Raw genomic sequence first — 18,562 nt, 5'->3', positions numbered from 1 at the left:
TAATATACTTGATTTGATGCCTTTTTTTAAATTGTTTACTTTTAACTAGTAGCTTTCGATCTAAACAGCGAACGCAGTAACACGTACATGACTGGAATAAAGAAAAGAACCAGTACTGTACCAAACATAACGCCACCTAAAATACTAATACCGATTTCTTGACGACTTACAGCTCCTGCACCTTGCGCAAAGACAAGAGGAATCACACCTGCACCAAAAGCCAAAGATGTCATTAAAATCGGTCTTAAACGTAAGCTCGCGCCTTCTAAAGCTGCTTCAATTGCACTCTTACCTTTTTCTTGCGCCAAGGCAGCAAACTCAACAATTAAAATTGCATTTTTACAAGACAATCCAATTGTAGTTAATAGCGCAATTTGGAAATACACATCATTTGGTAGACCAAAAATATAAGAGAAAATGACACTTCCTCCCACACCAAGCGGAATAGAGGTCATTACCGCAGCGGGAATGCTTAGACTTTCATAGAGTGCAGCTAAACATAAGAAGATAAAGCCTGCCGAGATTAAATATAACCAGACAGCCTGATTTGTCGACTTCTGCTCTTCAAAAGATAAACCTGTCCATGCCAAGCCAACATCCTTTTGCTGATTTACAAGTTGTTCAACATCTTTCATTGCCTGACCCGAACTGCTACCACTCGCAACATCAGCTTGAAGTTGTAATGCACTATAACCCATATAGCGTTTTACAATTTCAGGAGCACCACCCCAACTGAAGTTAGCAAATGAGCTAAAAGGCACCATCTCATTTTGATTATTACGTACAGACCAATTATATAAATCTTCCGGTTTCGATCTGAACTCGGCATCACCTTGGATCATAACGCGCTTGATACGACCACGGTCAATAAAGTCATTCACATACGTTCCACCCCATGCACTCGACAAGGTGTTGTTAATCGCGGGGAGCTCTAATCCATTTGCCAATGCTTGTTTCTGGTCAATTTTGATATTGAGGTTTGCTTTACTGTTAGTAGATTGCTTATCAAAGTTTTCAAAACTTGTATAGCTTTTACTCTGCGTTTGCAACTGACGGAAGGTGTTATCCAGAAAATCTTGACCTTGACCATTTAAATCCTGAATCCATAAATCCAACCCATCAGTTTGGCCCAAACCATTGACCGAAGCAGGTAATGTCACATTAATTTGCGCATTATTAAATTGACTAAAATATTTCATCGCACGCTTTTGAATAGCGTCAGCTGAATTTTCCTTACCAGTACGCACATCCCAAGGTTTTAAGGCAATAAATCCCTGTGCCAAGTTCTGGCCTGTACCAGAATAATTTCGTCCATAGCGGATTAAAACCAGATCCACATTCTTATCTTCTTGAGTTAAGAAATATTGGCGGACTTGTTCTCCAATTTTTTGACTTTGCGAGATTGGCGCACTATCAACAAGCTTAATTTGAACGCTTAAAATGCCTTGGTCTTCTTTAGGAATAAATCCACTTTTTAAACCGTTATAGAACAGTGCAAAAACAGCAATCAAAGCCACAAAAATCACGATAACCGATTTACTGTAACGAATGCTTGTCTGGACGATCTTGATATATTGATTTTTAAGTTGATCAATTTTTTTGTTAAACCAAACCGCCCAACGCTTAGACTCTGGATTAGGCTTTAAAATTAAGGCACATAAAGCAGGCGTTAACACTAATGCCACGACGAGTGATAACGCCATAGCGGCAACTAAAGTAATAGAAAACTGACGATAAATCACGCCAATTGAGCCACCTAAAAACGACATTGGAATAAAAACAGCAGTTAAAACCAATGTAATTCCGATTAAGGCACTACTAATTTCTCCCATTGACTCAATGGCTGCTTCTTTTGGTGTTAAATGCTGTTCATGCATGAGCCGCTCAACATTCTCAACCACCACAATCGCATCATCTACTAGCAAACCAATCGCGAGCACTAATGCAAACAGCGTTAAGGTGTTAATACTAAAACCGAGCACATATAAAACAGCAAAAGTTCCCAAAATAACAACTGGAACGGTAATACTCGGAATAAGTGTAGCGCGCCAGCTTTGCAAGAATAAGAACATCACCAAAATAACTAAAATAATCGCTTCAATAAGCGTCTTTACAACTTCTTTAATTGACTCTTGGACAAATGGCGTATTATCTCGTGGATAAACAATTTTATAGCCAGCAGGTAGCTTAGTTGTAAGCTGATCTAGAGTTTGATGGATGAGTTTCGAGGTCTGAATCGCATTCGCCCCCGAAGATAACGAAATACCTAAACCAGCGGCTGGATAACCATTAATAGTGTTAAAAGACTGATAATTTTCTGCCCCCAACTCGACTCTAGCAATATCTTTTAAGTAGACATAGCTCGCTGTTTGATTTGCTTTCACTACAATATTTTTAAAATCTTCGACTGTTTTTAGTCGAGATCCTGCGGTGACTTTTGTATTTAAATATTGTCCATCAATGACGGGTAAATCACCGATTGCACCTGCAGCAACTTGTGTATTTTGGGCAGTGATTGCATTCGCTACATCACTTGGCATTAAATTATATTGTTTTAATTTCTCTGGATTAAGCCAGATTCGCATTGCATATTGCGAACCGAAAACATCTGACTCACCCACCCCTTCAATACGGTTCAGGTCATCTACCACATGCGTACTCAAATAGTCCGATAGCTCAATATTGCCCGATTTACTAGTTGAGTCATATAAACCTACCACCATAAAAGTATCGCCGAGCGACTTACTCACAGTCACCCCTTGGCGTTGTACCTCATCGGGTAAACGTCTTATGACGCCACTAATACTATTTTGTACTTGGACCTGTGCTGTATCTGGATTTGTTCCATTCTCAAAACTAATGGTAATTCGGCTACGTCCTGATGAATCACTGGTAGAGCTGAAATAAAGTAAATTATCAATACCTTGTATTTGCTGTTCTAATATCTGAGTAACACTTTGCTCAACCGTTTGTGCATCTGCACCACTATAACTTGCCGATACTGTAATTTTAGGAGGGGCAATATCAGGATAGCGCTCTACGGGTAAATTCAGCACCGAGAAAATACCAAATGCCATAACAATAATTGCTAGTACACTGGCAAAAATGGGGCGCTGAATAAAAAATTTAGATAGCATGGCTGCTCAGAATTAGGTCGTCAATTAACAGGTGGCAATACCAAATTTGGCCTCTTGATCATCAACGAGTGATATAAAAAAGACAAGTAGAATTAACACAATAAATGCAATTAGAACAAAAACAAAGCAAGAACTCGCATTTCCTACAAACCCATAAACAAGGTTTTAACAAGTGTCACTGAAAATTCATGAATTCTTCATGATCACGTCAATTTCAAGCATCAGACTAAATACGTTTCAACTAAAACAATATGAGTAGAATTATGTTTAAAAAAGCACTTTTATGCTTAAGTTTAATTAGTTTGGTTGGTTGTAATGACGATGATAAAACTGAAAACTCACCAACCACACCAGAATATCAACTTCCTAAAATTTTAGTGGTAGGACACCGTGGCGCAAGCGCTTTACGTCCAGAACACACGTTAGCTTCATACCAGAAAGCCATTGATGATGGTGCAGATTTCATTGAACCTGATCTAGTTTCTACAAAAGATGGCGTATTGGTTACTCGCCATGAAAATGAGATTGGTGGAACAACCAATGTAAGCACTTTAAGCCAGTTTGCAGATCGTAAAACAACAAAAAATATTGATGGTAAAGACTTAACAGGCTGGTTTACAGAAGACTTCACTTTAAGTGAATTACAGCAGCTTAAAGCACGTGAACGTATTCCAGAGTTCCGCCCAGCAAACACCACCTATAATGACCTTTACCCTGTTCCGACGCTAGAACAAGTGATTGAGCTGGCTGAAGCAAATTATAAGAAAACAGGAAAAATTATTGGTTTATATATTGAGACTAAACATCCGACTTACTTTAAAAATCGTAATCTTGCAATGGAAGATACTCTTCTTAAAACCTTAGCCAAATACGAATATACACGTGATATTGCACCTGTCTATTTACAGTCGTTTGAAGTTCAAAACCTAATAGATTTAAAAAATGAGCTTGACCTTCATAAAACTATTAAACACGCACAAATCATTCAATTATATGATGCTAAAATCGCTCAACCAGCCGACTTCGTTGAATCGGGAGAAACTAAAACTTATGCTGATTTAGCCACAGCACAAGGCTTAAAAGATGTCGCTAAATATGCAAATGGTGTAGGACCAAGTAAAGGCTATATTCTTAACTTTAATGACAATGGTTCAGTCCAAACGACTTCGTTTATTTCTGATGCTCATGCAGCTGGGTTAAAAGTACACCCTTATACTTTCCGTCCAGAAAACAACTTTTTACCAACGCCTTTAAAATGTAGTCAAGATAAACCTGCGGAGCGCTGTCCATCTGGTGCTTTAAAAGAGTTTGAAGCCTATTTCAAAGCGGGTGTTGATGGTGTCTTTACAGATGACCCAGCACTTGGCCGTGAAGCGGTCATCAATTTTGAAAAAGCTGCAAAATAAATAAAGTTATGAAGAAAAACAGGGCAATAAATGCCCTGTTTTTTTTATTTCCCTACAACATTGTCAAAATAAAGTGGGATCCACTGATATTGCTCAGCATTTACTTTATAAACATGACCAATGCCTGGGAATGGTAAATGTGGTGCTGCAACCCATTGTTGCTTATTTGAAATTTCTGCAAACATTTTGAGACGAGTATTAATTGCCTGCTCAGAATTCACATCAAAATCTACCCCAGTTTTTGGAGCATCAAATTGCAATGAATGTGAGTGGACAATGTCTCCAACAAAAATGATTTGCTGATCATTACTTTTTAAGCGGAAGCTATGATGGCCTGGTGTATGACCGCGCGTATCGATCACTTCAAAACCTTGAATGACATCGCCGTCTTTAAATGTCTTGAATGCTTTTTTCGCTTGATATGGAGCAAGAGCAGTTTTTACGTTTTTAACAGTACCCAAATAACTTTCTTTTTTGTCTGCTGGCACTGTTTTTTCAGACGCTGGATTTAACCAGTAATTAGCTTCACGCTCATGTGCATATACAGTTGCATTTGGAAATACGGCTTTTCCATTTTGAGCAATACCGCACACATGGTCTGGGTGTAGATGAGTAAGTAAGACAGTTTTTACATCAGCAAGCTTATAACCTGCCAATTCAATATTTTTTGCAATGGAACCAAGTTGCGGGCCAAAACAACTTGCTGCGCCACTGTCTACAAGCGTTAAGCTTTTTCCATCATCAACTAAAAATGCATTTACCGAGGTTTGAATCCCTTTTTCATTAACAGCAGCATATTTCGTTAAGATTTTAGTTTTCTGGGCCTGATTTAAGTTTTTGAATAAATCAGGATTTAAATAAATCGTACCATCAAGCAAAGAAGTTACGCGATAGTTTCCAAATTGATGGTGATAATATCCTGGTACTTGCGAGGTTGCTGTTGGCTCAGCATAACTTGCATGGATGCTTCCAATTGCAAGGCCCAACGCTACACATAATTTTTTCATCTTTTCTTCTCTATTGAGTTATAAAGTCGAAATCTTTAAAAAAGATTTAATAATTTTTTAAGACCCAAATTATATAATGCATGAAAAGTGTCAGAAATATAAGTATATGAATAGCTATTCTCCCTATAAGGGTAAAAGCGGTCTTAAGCGCATATTAAATGCAACGGGCTACTCTATTTCAGGATTTAAAGCAGCCTATAAAAATGAGGCAGCTTTTCGCCAAATTGTTTTGATAAATATTATTCTGATTCCAGTTAGTTTTTTTCTTGATGTGAGCCGTAGTGAGCATGTATTACTGATTATTGTATGTCTTTTTGCAATGATCGTTGAGCTATTCAACTCGGCTATTGAGGCAGTGGTTGATCGAGTCTCTCTTGAAAAACATCAGCTTTCTAAAAATGCAAAAGATATGGGAAGCGCCGCCCAGTTTGTTGCACTCTCTATCATTGCTATTACTTGGTTAATTATTTTATTAGGCTAAAAAAAACCATGCCTACAAGTAAATAAGCATGGTTGTAACAAAAGAGGAACTTCTAGCTGCTGTTCCTGTTTTTAATATAAAGAATGGAACTTAATTATTTCTTAAAATTACGTGAAAAATAAAAAATCCCTGCATAAGCAGGGATTTTTTTGGTTAAAGCGTTGATGCGTTATTACATCATGCCGCCCATACCACCCATACCGCCCATATCTGGAACAGCTGGTTTATCTTCAGGAATGTCAGTAATCATACATTCTGTAGTTAACATTAAGCCAGCAACAGAAGCTGCATGCTCAAGTGCAGAACGAGTTACTTTAGCTGGGTCAAGGATACCCATTTCTAACATATCGCCATATTCACCAGTTGCAGCGTTGTAACCAAAGTTACCTTCACCACCTTTAACTGCATTGATCACTACAGATGGCTCATCACCAGCGTTTGCAACGATTTGACGAAGTGGAGCTTCGATCGCACGGCGTAAAATGTTGATACCTGCTGTTTGATCCTCATTAGCGCCTTTTAAGCCATCTAATGCATTAACCGCACGTACTAGAGCAACACCACCACCAGCAACAACACCTTCTTCAACTGCTGCACGAGTTGCATGAAGCGCATCATCTACACGGTCTTTCTTCTCTTTCATTTCAACTTCAGTTGCTGCACCGATTTTAATTACAGCAACACCGCCTGCTAATTTAGCAACGCGTTCTTGTAATTTTTCACGGTCATATTCTGAAGTAGATTCTTCAATTTGAGCACGGATCTGTTGAACACGCTCAGCAATACCAGCAGCGTCACCAGCACCATCAACAATAACAGTGTTTTCTTTAGACACAGTGATCTTGTGCGCAGTACCCAAATCTTGAAGAGTTGCTTGCTCTAAAGACATACCAACTTCTTCAGAAATAACAGTTGCACCAGTCAAGATTGCGATGTCTTGAAGCATTGCTTTACGACGGTCACCGAAACCAGGAGCTTTAACCGCACATACTTTGATAATACCGCGCATGTTGTTTACAACAAGTGTAGCAAGTGCTTCACCTTCAACATCTTCAGCGATGATAAGAAGTGGTTTACCAGTTTTTGCAACTGCTTCTAAAACAGAAATCAATTCACGGATGTTGCTGATTTTTTTGTCAACAAGAAGAATGAAAGGGTTTTCAAGTTCAGCAGTTAAAGTATCTTGTTTGTTTGCGAAGTATGGAGAGATATAACCGCGGTCAAACTGCATACCTTCTACAACGTCTAACGCGTCTTCAAAGCCAGAACCTTCTTCTACAGTAATTACGCCTTCTTTACCTACTTTTTCCATCGCTTGAGCGATAAGTTTACCAACAGTAGTATCAGAGTTAGCAGAGATAGAACCTACTTGCTCGATCGCTTTAAAATCGTCAGCTGGTTTTGCATTTGAACGGATATTTTCAACTACAGTTTTTACTGCGATATCGATACCACGTTTTAAATCCATTGGGTTCATACCTGCAGTTACAGATTTGATCCCTTCATTTAAAATTGCTTGAGCAAGTACAGTTGCAGTTGTCGTACCGTCACCAGCGATGTCATTAGTTTTGCTAGAAACTTCACGAACAAGTTGAGCACCCATGTTTTCAAACTTGTCTTTTAAAGAAATTTCTTTAGCAACAGTTACACCGTCTTTAGTGATGTGCGGAGCACCGAAAGAACGGTCAATCACTACGTTACGACCTTTAGGGCCTAAAGTCACTTTAACCGCATCTGCAAGTACGTTTACGCCTGCAATCATTTTTGAGCGAGCTGAATCACCAAATTTTACGTCTTTAGCTGACATATTAAACTCCGAATCTTTTTAAATACTGAATCTGATAATGAATTGAGTTATGGATTGATTAGCCTTCCAACACAGCTAAAATGTCTGACTCTTTCATGATTAAGAGTTCTTCACCACTTACTTTCACTGTTGTACCTGCATAAGTACCAAACAATACTTTGTCACCAACTTTAACATCCAAAGCACGTACGCCATTCTCAGTGATTTGACCATTACCTACTGCAATTACTTCACCTTGAGATGGTTTTTCAGCAGCAGAACCTGGAAGTAAAATACCGCCAGCAGTTTTGGTTTCTTCTTCTACGCGACGAATTACAACGCGATCATGTAATGGACGAATGTTGCTCATAATTAACTCCATCAGACTAAGTCTTTTTGATTAATCGTTATTGCTTTAATCCAGAGCAATAACAAAATATTTAGATGTCACTTTTGTGGGGATGAAAAAAAAGGCTTCAAGGGGAAATAAGAAAAATTTTTCTATTTTTTGAATATTTTTTACACAATCAAATATTTAAACTCATCTAAACCAAATCAATCAGAAGTGAATTCAGCCAACTGCTTATTAAACCAATAATGATTAATTTTTCCTTCATTTGAAATGACATTAAAACTATTCGGAACATGATAATGCAAACGGCTAGAAGTCGCTGTTCCTGCATGAATATCATAAATAGGATGATCTATCTTTAATTGATAAATTTGTGTCAAATCGTATACAGCAGTTTTATGTAAATGCCCGTGTAACATTCCAAATAGTCCTGTTGTACTCCATTTTTCGAGTGCCATTTTTCCTAATACAGGACAATCTTTAATACCATGCTCATCATCAGGTGGAGTATAAAAAGGCTGATGGAAAACAACTAATTTGATTTTATCCGCTGGCCCTTGCTGTAATCGCTCATAAGTCGTCTGAATTTGTTCAATCGAAATATGTCCACGAGTATGATAACGACGGCGAATACTATTCACCCCAACAATATAAAAATGTTCAGTTTCTAAAGTCGGTTCAAGCTGGCCAAAAAAATATTGGTAGCGAGTAAATGGTGAAAAAAAACGATTCCAGACATGGTACAACGGAATATCGTGGTTACCAGGAACAACAAGATAAGGAATATTAAGGTTATCTAAAAACTGACGGCATTTATAAAACTGTTGATATCGGGCACGTTGAGTAATATCGCCACTCACCACAATGACTTCAGGTTTATGTTGAGTGCAAAAAAGTCGAATTGCATCTAAACATGCCTCAACTTCTGTTCCAAAATGCAGATCAGACAGATGTAACAACATTTGGCACCATAATATTTAAAGCATTCTTTTCTACAGAGAAGTTTAAAGGTGTTTTCATCTCTAATATTTCCCCATCTAAAGCCACGGTAAGTTTTGATTTTTTTGCACAATCAACCATCACGTGATCTGCACAAAAACTATAAACATCTTGTGCCTCTTCTACTTTGCCTTGTATCCACTGCCATAACATGTTTAATAAACTAAGCCTATCACTTTTCGTAATAACCACTCCTGCAACTCGTCCTTGTGCAGCACAATCGGCAATTCTTAGTTTCATATCACATAACTGCAACTGATTATTACCAAAGAAAATTAAAGGTGTTTTTACTGGATATCTCTTGCCATCAACTGTGACGGAAAGTTTCATGGATTTATTTTCTCTTAATAAGACATCCAAAGCTGAGGTATAAGCATGTAAAGGTAAACGCCCTAAGTATTTATTATAAAGCTCACGTTTTTTTATAAATAATGGATAAAGTCCTAGACTCGCATTATTCAAATAAACATGGTCATTAATTGTCGCAATATGTACAGAGCGTGGTGTACCTGTAGCGATGACTTCAGCAGCTTCTAACAAATCTAAAGGAATATCCAAAACTTTAGCGACATAATTAAAAGTTCCCAAAGGTAATATTCCCATTGGAATATGAGTATGCCTAAGTTTTGATGCTACCGCATTTAAAGTTCCATCCCCACCCGCTGCAACAACAACACCTAAATTTGCATTTTGACTATGCCGATGTATCACTTGATCCATTAAATCCTCAAAAGACACATCTTCGGCTAATTCAAAAACTTGTATTTCGAAACCAAATTCGGTGAACACAGTCATTAACTGTTCATACATATCTTCATGTTTTGACGCATGAAAACCCGACTTTTGGTTATAAATGATAGAGAGAGGTTTTAAAGTCCGCATTTTTATTATCTTAGAGGGATTCGTCCTGAATATTGTATATAAAAACGCCTAATAAAAGTCTCTTTATGTAAATTTTGAATGAAGATCATTTGTTTAATCAATAATAATTCTCAAGAAAAAAATAAGAATCAAGATATTGATTTTTAAAGAAATAAATAATATAAATAACACACATACAACATAAAAATATCGAGAATAAGATATTGCAAAAAACTACAAGCTAATGATTTAAATAAGAAAAAAACAAAAAAGTAAAATATCTATTTCTTAGTCTTTAGTCTTATTTTTTTTGTGATTTTGTGCTTTAATACAGCCACTTTTTTATTTGATCTTTCATTGTACCTCTCAATGAATGACTTGTACGTTGTACATATTTTGAATAGGCCTCACCATGACCACAGTGAACGCACCAGAATTCGTTCGTCATCCTAAGCTTATTGCATGGGTTGAAGAAATTGCAAACTTAACCAAACCAGCAAAAATCGAATGGTGTGACGGAAGCGAAGAAGAATATCAACGTCTAATCGACTTGATGATCGCTAACGGCACCATGCAGCAATTAAACCAAGAAAAACATCCTGGTTCTTATCTTGCAAATTCTGACCCATCTGACGTTGCACGTGTTGAAGACCGTACTTACATCTGCTCTCAAAATAAAGAAGATGCTGGTGCGACAAACAACTGGGAAGACCCAGCTGTTATGCGTGAAAAGTTAAACGGTTTATTTGACGGTTCAATGAAAGGCCGTACGATGTACGTTGTTCCTTTCTCTATGGGCCCACTTGGTAGCCATATTGCTCATATCGGTATCGAATTAACTGACTCTCCTTATGTTGCTGTTAGCATGCGTAAAATGGCACGTATGGGTAAAGCAGTTTATGACGTATTAGGTACAGACGGCGAGTTTGTTCCATGTGTACATACAGTAGGTGCTCCACTTGCTGAAGGTCAAAAAGATGTTGCTTGGCCATGTAACCCTGAAAAATATATCGTTCATTACCCAGAAACTCGTGAAATCTGGTCTTTCGGTTCTGGTTACGGCGGTAACGCATTACTTGGCAAAAAATGTTTAGCTCTTCGTATCGCTTCTGTCATGGGACGCGAACAAGGTTGGTTAGCTGAACACATGCTTATTCTTGGTGTAACTAACCCTCAAGGTGAAAAACACTACATCGCTGCAGCATTCCCGTCTGCATGTGGTAAAACAAACTTTGCAATGTTAATTCCACCAGCAGGTTATGAAGGTTGGAAAATCGAAACTGTAGGTGACGATATTGCTTGGATCAAACCAGGTGAAGATGGTCGTTTATATGCGATTAATCCTGAAGCTGGTTTCTTTGGTGTAGCTCCTGGTACAAACACCAAGACTAACCCGAACTGTATGGCAACTCTTCATAAAGATGTTATCTATACAAACGTAGCGGTAACTGAAGATGGTCAAGTATGGTGGGAAGGTCTTTCTAAAGAAGTTCCAACAAACTTAACTAACTGGAAAGGCCAGCCTCACGTAAATGGTGAAAAAGCAGCGCATCCAAATGCTCGCTTCACTGTTGCAGCTGGTCAATGCCCTTCTATCGATGCTGACTGGGAAAATCCAGCAGGCGTTCCAATTTCTGCATTTATCTTCGGCGGTCGCCGCGCAGATACAGTTCCTTTAGTTTCTGAAGCTTTCGACTGGGTTGATGGTGTATATAAAGCGGCAACTATGGGTTCTGAAACTACTGCTGCTGCTGTTGGTCAACAAGGTATTGTGCGTCGTGACCCATTCGCGATGCTTCCATTTGCTGGCTATAACATGGCTGACTACTTTGATCACTGGTTAAGCCTTGGTCAACAAGTAAGTACAAAAGCTGAAGCAGCTGGTAATAAATTACCAAAAATCTTCAATGTAAACTGGTTCCGTCGTGATGCTGAAGGCAACTTCGTATGGCCTGGTTTCGGTCAAAACATGCGTGTTCTTGAGTGGATCATTGATCGTTGTGAAGGTCGTGCAAACGCTGTTGAAACTCCAATTGGTCTTGTTCCAACATATGACGACTTGAACTGGGAAGGTACTGAATTCTCTAAAGAAGAATTTGATCTAATCACAGCTCAAGATAAAGATCAGTGGATTACTGAAATTGAAAGCCACACTGATTTATTTAATAAACTCGGTGATCGCTTACCGAAAGCATTAAAAGAACGTCAAGCAGCTTTACTTGAAGCTGTAAAAACTGGCTTCTAATTGCTATATATAAAAAAGGTCGCCATGTGCGACCTTTTTTATTATGCGGCATCGTCTTTTTGTCGACGCTCAGATAAATAAGCTTCTAATATTTTTACCTGTTTTTCATCAAATGCTAGACCTAGTTTTGTTCTACGCCACAATATATCCTCAGCAGTAGTCGCCCATTCATATTCACATAAATATTTGACTTCGCATTCAAATAAATCATTTCCAAAATTCTGGCCTAATTGCTCTATTGCATTTTTCTCTCGGAGCATATTCCAGACTCTTGTGCCGTATGCATGCGCCCAACGGTTAGCAAGTGATTCAGACACTCCACTTACACGTGCCTGAATCTGATGCGTTAAATCATCTAGTGTTGTCCAGTTTTCAGCACCAGGTAATGGCTCAACTGCAGTCCACTCTTCTGCCATGTCATTAAAAAACGCAGACAAATGCTCTAAAGCAGCTTCGGCTAATTTTCGGTAAGTTGTGATCTTGCCACCAAACACAGATAACAATGGTGGCTTTCTCTCTTCTGCTTGTAGCGCCAAAGTATAGTCACGTGTGATCACTGAAGGATTATCAGACTCATCATCACATAAAGCACGTACACCCGAGTACTGACTTACAATATCAGCTCGAGTTAACTGCTTTTTAAAATGTGAATTGGTCACTGTTAAGAGGTAATCTATTTCTACCTCTGTGATCTCTACCTTTTGTGGATCACCTGTATATTCCTGATCGGTCGTGCCAATTAGTGTATATTTTTCTAAATATGGAATTGCAAACACAATGCGTCGATCTTCGTTTTGCATAATGAAGGCTTTATGACAGTCATATAATTTTGGCACAACAATATGACTTCCTTGGATCAGCCTAATTCGATATGGCGATTTTAGCTTCAGATTTTCACTAATAATTTCTTCAACCCAAGGGCCTGCTGCATTCACTAAAGCTCTTGCACGTATCTGGTAAAACTCTGCTCCACTTTGTAACTCCAGATGCCACAGCTCTTGTTCCCTATAAGCTTTAATACAATGCGTACGTGTTACGACTTTGGCACCTTTCTCTTTGGCCTGCAATGCATTTAACACCACAAGACGTGCATCATCTACAGTACAGTCAGAATATTCAAAACCACGCGTTATAGCCGGTTTTAAAGGACTATTTTCTTTGAAATAAATAAGATTTGAACCTAATAATTTTTCTCGTTTTCCCAAATGATCATAAAAAAACAAGCCCGCCCGAATTAACCATGCAGGACGTAAATGTGGTCGATGAGGCATAATAAAGCGCATTGGTTTAATAATATGTGGAGCTTTAGCCAACAACACTTCACGCTCTGCTAAAGCTTCTCTAACCAGTCGAAATTCTTTATGCTCTAAATAGCGCAGACCACCATGGATTAATTTGCTGCTAGCAGATGAGGTGTGACTAGCTAAATCATCTTTTTCACATAAAAATACCGATAGTCCACGGCCTGCAGCATCATTAGCAATACCAACACCATTAATACCACCACCAATCACGGCAATGTCATATATTTTTGAATAATCATTAGGCTGTATTTTCATTTCTCATTTTCTTTTTATTGTTGATCTTATAAAAATTAAAACACCAAATTGAAGAAACAACAATCAAAAAAGTAGAATAATCAATTTTAAATAACCAAGTATTTAACCGTTAATTGATTACCCTACTATTGAATTCAACCAATTAAAGAATGAATTAATCCTCAGCCCAACTTTGACTACGCTTAACTGCCTTGAGCCAACCTTTATAAATAATTTCTGATTGTTCAGAAGACATTTTTGGCTCGAATACCTTTTCTATGGCAGATTTATTTCTTAACTCTTGTAGATCTTGCCAGAAACCCGTCGCCAGTCCAGCAAGGAAAGCTGCACCCAAAGCTGTGGTTTCTTTCATTATTGGACGTTCTACTGGTGTTGCTAAAATATCGGCCTGAAATTGCATTAAGAAATTATTTTCCGTCACTCCCCCATCAACACGGAGTGTACGGAGCTTTTCTTCTGCATCTTGCTGCATTGCATCCAAAACATCTCGGGTTTGAAAAGCAATAGACTCTAAAGTTGCACGAATAATATGTTCAATACTGGCTCCACGTGTGAGACCAAAAATTGCTCCTCGCGCATTTGGGTCCCAATACGGTGCACCTAACCCTGTAAAAGCAGGTACAACATATACACCGTTACTGTCTTTCACACGTGTTGCATAAAGCTCAGAGTCTTTAGCATTCTTAATGACTTTTAATTCATCGCGTAACCACTGCACGCAAGAACCACCATTAAACACGGCGCCCTCTAAGGCATAGTTCACCTCACCACTCGCACCACATGCAATAGTAGTTAGTAATCCATGTTCTGACCGGACAATCTTCTTACCTGTGTTCATTAATAGAAAACAGCCTGTGCCGTAGGTATTTTTTGCCTGACCAGACTCAACACACATTTGACCAAACAGTGCGGCTTGTTGATCACCTGCGATTCCTGCAATGGGGATACCAACTTCTTGCCCACTTATGGTATGTGTATATCCATAAACCTCAGATGAGCTACGCACTTCGGGTAGCATTACTCGAGGAATATCTAAAACTTGTAAAAGTTTTTCATCCCATTCAAGTTTTTCGATATCAAAAAGCATGGTTCGTGATGCGTTGGTAAAATCAGTCACATGAGCAGCACCATTGGTTAATTTCCAGATTAACCAAGTATCCACCGTACCGAACAATAACTCTCCTCGCTCAGCACGTTCACGACTTCCCTCCACATGGTCTAATATCCATTTAATTTTTGTAGCCGAAAAATAGGGATCAATCACCAAACCCGTTGTTTTACGTATGTATTCTTGCCATCCTGCTTTATGCAATTGATTGCATATCTCAGTCGTTTGTCGACTTTGCCAAACAATCGCATTGTAAATCGGCTTACCTGTTTTTTTATCCCAAACAATTGTGGTTTCACGCTGATTTGTAATCCCAATTGCTGCAACTTGTTCACTCTTAATGCCTGCTTGAGCTAGAGCCTCTACCCACACAGCACTTTGCGTAGCCCAAATTTCCATAGGGTCATGCTCGACCCAGCCAGGCTGAGGATAAATTTGGGTAAATTCTTTTTGAGCAATACTTACAACGTTAGCATCATGGTCTAAAACAATTGCTCTTGAACTCGTTGTTCCCTGATCAAAAGCAACAATATATTTTTTCAGGCAATTTGACATCTGAATGTCCCTTTCATTATCCACACACATCTAGTCCACAATGCCAAGACATCATGCCTAACTGTATTTATTTAAAATTTTCTTTGGAATATATCATTATTTTTAAGGCATATAGGTTTTCTTCGCCCAAACTCTACTCATTCTTTATTAGTTTTTACTATTTGGAAAAAAATAATAGGCTAAATAACCAAATAAGATCATAAAAATGGACTAATCGGCTAATTTGAAATCATATAAATATTCAACTTATTCCTTTGCTTAAATAATAAACATTGTTTTACAGACATAAAAAAAATAAAGTGAAATACTCCTCTAGAAAATATGTAAAAACGGAATAAATCTTCTCTTCTTTAGCATTCAACCCAAGCGAAACATGGAGCGACTCATGGTTGATCAACCTTCTACCGCAACAACTCCACATTCTAATTTAGATACAAAAACTCGTCTAAAATCCATTTTGGGCGGTTCTGCCGGTAACCTTGTTGAATGGTACGACTGGTATGTATATGCAGCATTCACGCTCTATTTTGCTCATGCTTTTTTCCCGAAAGGTAGCCAGACGGCTCAGCTCCTTCAAGCGGCCGCAATTTTTGCTGTAGGCTTTTTAATGCGCCCAATCGGTGCATGGATTATGGGAATCTATTCAGACCGTAAAGGTCGTAAAGCGGGTCTGACCCTTTCCGTCACTTTAATGTGTATAGGTTCGCTGCTTATTGCCGTGACACCAAGTTATGAAAGTATTGGTGTATTTGCCCCTCTTCTTTTAGTTGTCGCTCGTTTAATTCAAGGTTTAAGTGTAGGCGGTGAATATGGTGCTAGTGCTACCTATTTAAGTGAAATGGCTGAGAGAAATCGACGAGGTTTTTTCTCTAGTTTCCAATATGTCACTTTGATTGCTGGGCAGCTCACAGCTCTATGCGTTCTATTAATATTACAAATGGTATTAAGTGAAGAACAACTACATGATTGGGGATGGCGTATCCCATTCTTTATCGGGGCTTTACTTGCGATTGTAGTTTTCCGTATTCGACGTGGCCTACTAGAAACTCAATCTTTTAAAAATGCTCAGGCAGAGACAGACCAGCCAAAATCAGGCATGTTTGCTTTATTTAAACATTACCCTAAAGAAGCTTTCACAGTATTATTTTTAACAGCTGGCGGGACTTTAGCTTTTTATACTTACACGACCTATCTGCAAAAATATTTAGTCAATACTTCTGGATTTACCAAACCTGAAGCCACTCAAATTACAACTTTAGCGCTATTTATTTTTATGTGTCTACAGCCTGTAGCAGGTGCTTTATCCGATCGCATTGGTCGAAAACCTCTTATGATTTTCTTCGGAATAACAGGTGTTTTATTCACATACGTTTTATTTGATGCTCTCGCAAATACACATAACTATTGGACAGCTTTCTGGTTATGTTTTGGAGGTCTAGTGATGGTGACTGGCTACACTTCAATTAATGCTGTAGTGAAAGCCGAACTTTTCCCTGCGCACATTCGCGCTTTAGGAGTTGCATTACCTTACGCGATTGCCAATACGTTATTTGGTGGAACAGCAGAGTTCTTTGCTTTAAGTTTTAAAGAAGCTGGGCATGAATCTTGGTACTTTATTTATGTAAGTATCATGATCTTCATTTCTCTCATTATTTATATTTTCATGAAAGACACCAAGCATCATTCAAAAATCAAAGAACATTAATACTTTACCAATAAGGGCTAATATCGTTCGCCGATGTTAGCTCAAATCATGAGATTAAGCCCCAACAACCTTTGTATTTTATGAGATACTAGCTATAAGAAAATAAGGACGATACTGATGAATAGAAGTATTTTATGCTTGGCATTAAGTAGTATGTTTGTTTTAACTGCTTGTCAGACTACCCCTCGACAATATAATGGTTCAACTGGATACCAGATTGAAAACCAAACAAAAACTTCAGCGACTTTAGCTTACACTTTAGCGGGTCGTAGTAACCAGCAACTCGATGAACGTAAATTACAACGTGCTTGTCAGAATGTACTAGGTGCTCAGAAAGTTTATAAATTATCAATTTTGAGTGTCAACGAAATTCCTAATCCAGCGAAAGATGAGCATTATGGAATTCAACTCGGCGAAACTCGTGCTTCTTTTGGTTTATCAAACACACCTAGCTTAAATAATGGTGAGGACTATGCAACTCGCCAAGCGCTTGGAGCACGTCCAAGCACATTAAAAGTTGTTCGTTATACTTGTTCATAAAATAAAAAAGACGCTGTTCTTTTACAGCGTCTTATAAAAACTTACATTTCTAAATTCTTTAGCTTCATCCAGATCAGGCCATGTAGAAGCACTTCTTTCATCAATCTTTTGATATTTGGGATGACTAAAGTTCTTAACACGGCTATCAGCCACCCAGACTTCTGGGGCAAATTTTAAAAATTCATCTAAGAAAAAGCGGTTACATTGATCGTATAAAACATCAGCTGCCAATAAAACATCAACTTGCTCAGCCTTATATAAATCATCTAAATATTCTAGCTCAACATTATTAAGTAAAGCGTTTTCACGGCAAGCATTCAAACTAACTTGATCGATATCACAGCAGATGACTCGTTTCGCCCCTGCCATTTTTGCAGCAATTGCCACTACACCAGAACCAGCTCCGAAATCCAAAACAACTTTATCTTTAACATGTTGCGGCTCTGCAAGTAACCACTGTGCCATTGCTAAACCAGATGCCCAACAAAAAATCCAATACGGCGTGTCATTCCAAATACGGCGAATAACTTCATCATCTAAACGATCAGTTGGAAAAACAGGTGGAATCAACCATAAAGAAATAGGCGTTTCAGGCAACTGTTGTGCCATCAACTCACAATTGGGAATAACTTCATTTAGTGCTTGAAGTAAATGTTCAGGGGCTTTAGACAGTTGAAAGGTGCAGCTCATCAGATTTCTTTTAATTCATTTTTATAACAAACATAACAGAGTCATTCCATTATGATTTGAATTTTTTAAATAACCTTCGGTTAGACCTAAGAAGCCCTGCTTCGCAAGGCTTTCGTGAGAATTAGATCTAA

At 38.3% G+C, this 18,562-nt stretch carries 14 protein-coding genes; 5 read left to right on the top strand and 9 right to left on the bottom strand.

Features of this window, described 5'->3' with window-relative positions; genetic code table 11:
• Nucleotides 1-41: 41 nt before the first annotated feature.
• The gene (locus RFW85_RS12695) at nt 42-3,137 is read right to left on the bottom strand and encodes a multidrug efflux RND transporter permease subunit (RefSeq protein ID WP_170249254.1); all 3,096 of its coding nucleotides are present in this window, start codon (nt 3,135-3,137) and stop codon (nt 42-44) included.
• Nucleotides 3,138-3,400: 263 nt separating this feature from the next.
• Here RFW85_RS12695 and RFW85_RS12690 point away from each other — a divergent pair, with 263 nt between their 5' ends.
• Entirely contained in the window at nt 3,401-4,543 is a 1,143-nt protein-coding gene (locus RFW85_RS12690) for a glycerophosphodiester phosphodiesterase (protein WP_170249251.1), read from the top strand.
• A gap of 44 nt (nt 4,544-4,587) precedes the next feature.
• Here the strand turns inward: RFW85_RS12690 and RFW85_RS12685 are convergent, their stop codons facing one another.
• Nucleotides 4,588-5,550 carry an MBL fold metallo-hydrolase gene (locus RFW85_RS12685; protein ID WP_170249249.1) on the bottom strand — a complete coding sequence of 321 codons (963 nt, stop codon included), beginning with the start codon at nt 5,548-5,550 and terminating at the stop codon, nt 4,588-4,590.
• Between the two features lie 106 nt (nt 5,551-5,656).
• Here RFW85_RS12685 and RFW85_RS12680 point away from each other — a divergent pair, with 106 nt between their 5' ends.
• On the top strand, nt 5,657-6,031 hold the full coding sequence (locus RFW85_RS12680) for a diacylglycerol kinase (RefSeq protein ID WP_002118962.1): 375 nt from the start codon (nt 5,657-5,659) through the stop codon (nt 6,029-6,031).
• A gap of 172 nt (nt 6,032-6,203) precedes the next feature.
• Here the strand turns inward: RFW85_RS12680 and groL are convergent, their stop codons facing one another.
• From groL to RFW85_RS12660, 4 genes are all read right to left on the bottom strand, one after another.
• On the bottom strand, nt 6,204-7,838 hold the full coding sequence (gene groL, locus RFW85_RS12675; protein ID WP_002120607.1) for a chaperonin GroEL: 1,635 nt from the start codon (nt 7,836-7,838) through the stop codon (nt 6,204-6,206).
• 58 nt (nt 7,839-7,896) lie between these two features.
• The gene (gene groES / locus RFW85_RS12670) at nt 7,897-8,187 is read right to left on the bottom strand and encodes a co-chaperone GroES (RefSeq protein WP_002120604.1); all 291 of its coding nucleotides are present in this window, start codon (nt 8,185-8,187) and stop codon (nt 7,897-7,899) included.
• A gap of 185 nt (nt 8,188-8,372) precedes the next feature.
• Nucleotides 8,373-9,131 (bottom strand): metallophosphoesterase, encoded by a 759-nt coding sequence (locus RFW85_RS12665; protein WP_170249248.1) that lies wholly within the window; start codon nt 9,129-9,131, stop codon nt 8,373-8,375.
• Nucleotides 9,112-10,050: a diacylglycerol kinase family protein gene (locus RFW85_RS12660; protein ID WP_309171589.1), complete on the bottom strand. Its 939-nt coding sequence runs from the start codon at nt 10,048-10,050 to the stop codon at nt 9,112-9,114. Before RFW85_RS12660 ends, RFW85_RS12665 begins: the two co-directional genes overlap by 20 nt.
• A 391-nt stretch (nt 10,051-10,441) precedes the next feature.
• Here RFW85_RS12660 and RFW85_RS12655 point away from each other — a divergent pair, with 391 nt between their 5' ends.
• Nucleotides 10,442-12,274, top strand: a complete 1,833-nt coding sequence (locus tag RFW85_RS12655; RefSeq protein WP_086264434.1) for a phosphoenolpyruvate carboxykinase (GTP) — start codon at nt 10,442-10,444, stop codon at nt 12,272-12,274.
• A gap of 41 nt (nt 12,275-12,315) precedes the next feature.
• On the opposite strand, the gene glpD is transcribed toward RFW85_RS12655, so the two are convergent.
• Entirely contained in the window at nt 12,316-13,833 is a 1,518-nt protein-coding gene (glpD, locus tag RFW85_RS12650) for a glycerol-3-phosphate dehydrogenase (protein ID WP_309171588.1), read from the bottom strand.
• A 154-nt stretch (nt 13,834-13,987) separates the two neighbouring features.
• Nucleotides 13,988-15,496: a glycerol kinase GlpK gene (glpK, locus tag RFW85_RS12645; RefSeq protein ID WP_309171587.1), complete on the bottom strand. Its 1,509-nt coding sequence runs from the start codon at nt 15,494-15,496 to the stop codon at nt 13,988-13,990.
• 373 nt (nt 15,497-15,869) lie between these two features.
• Here glpK and RFW85_RS12640 point away from each other — a divergent pair, with 373 nt between their 5' ends.
• Nucleotides 15,870-17,201, top strand: coding sequence for an MFS transporter (locus RFW85_RS12640; RefSeq protein ID WP_130173306.1), 1,332 nt, complete (start codon nt 15,870-15,872; stop codon nt 17,199-17,201).
• A gap of 117 nt (nt 17,202-17,318) precedes the next feature.
• Nucleotides 17,319-17,741: a hypothetical protein gene (locus RFW85_RS12635; protein ID WP_309171586.1), complete on the top strand. Its 423-nt coding sequence runs from the start codon at nt 17,319-17,321 to the stop codon at nt 17,739-17,741.
• Nucleotides 17,742-17,762: 21 nt separating this feature from the next.
• Here the strand turns inward: RFW85_RS12635 and RFW85_RS12630 are convergent, their stop codons facing one another.
• Nucleotides 17,763-18,431 (bottom strand): methyltransferase, encoded by a 669-nt coding sequence (locus RFW85_RS12630; RefSeq protein WP_068528009.1) that lies wholly within the window; start codon nt 18,429-18,431, stop codon nt 17,763-17,765.
• Nucleotides 18,432-18,562 lie beyond the last annotated feature (131 nt).

The organism is Acinetobacter sp. 12966, assembly GCF_031196995.1.
Taxonomy (GTDB): Bacteria; Pseudomonadota; Gammaproteobacteria; order Pseudomonadales; family Moraxellaceae; genus Acinetobacter; species Acinetobacter geminorum.
The sequence above is the reverse complement of the archived record's forward strand: the minus strand, read 5'-3'. Positions and strand labels throughout refer to the sequence as shown.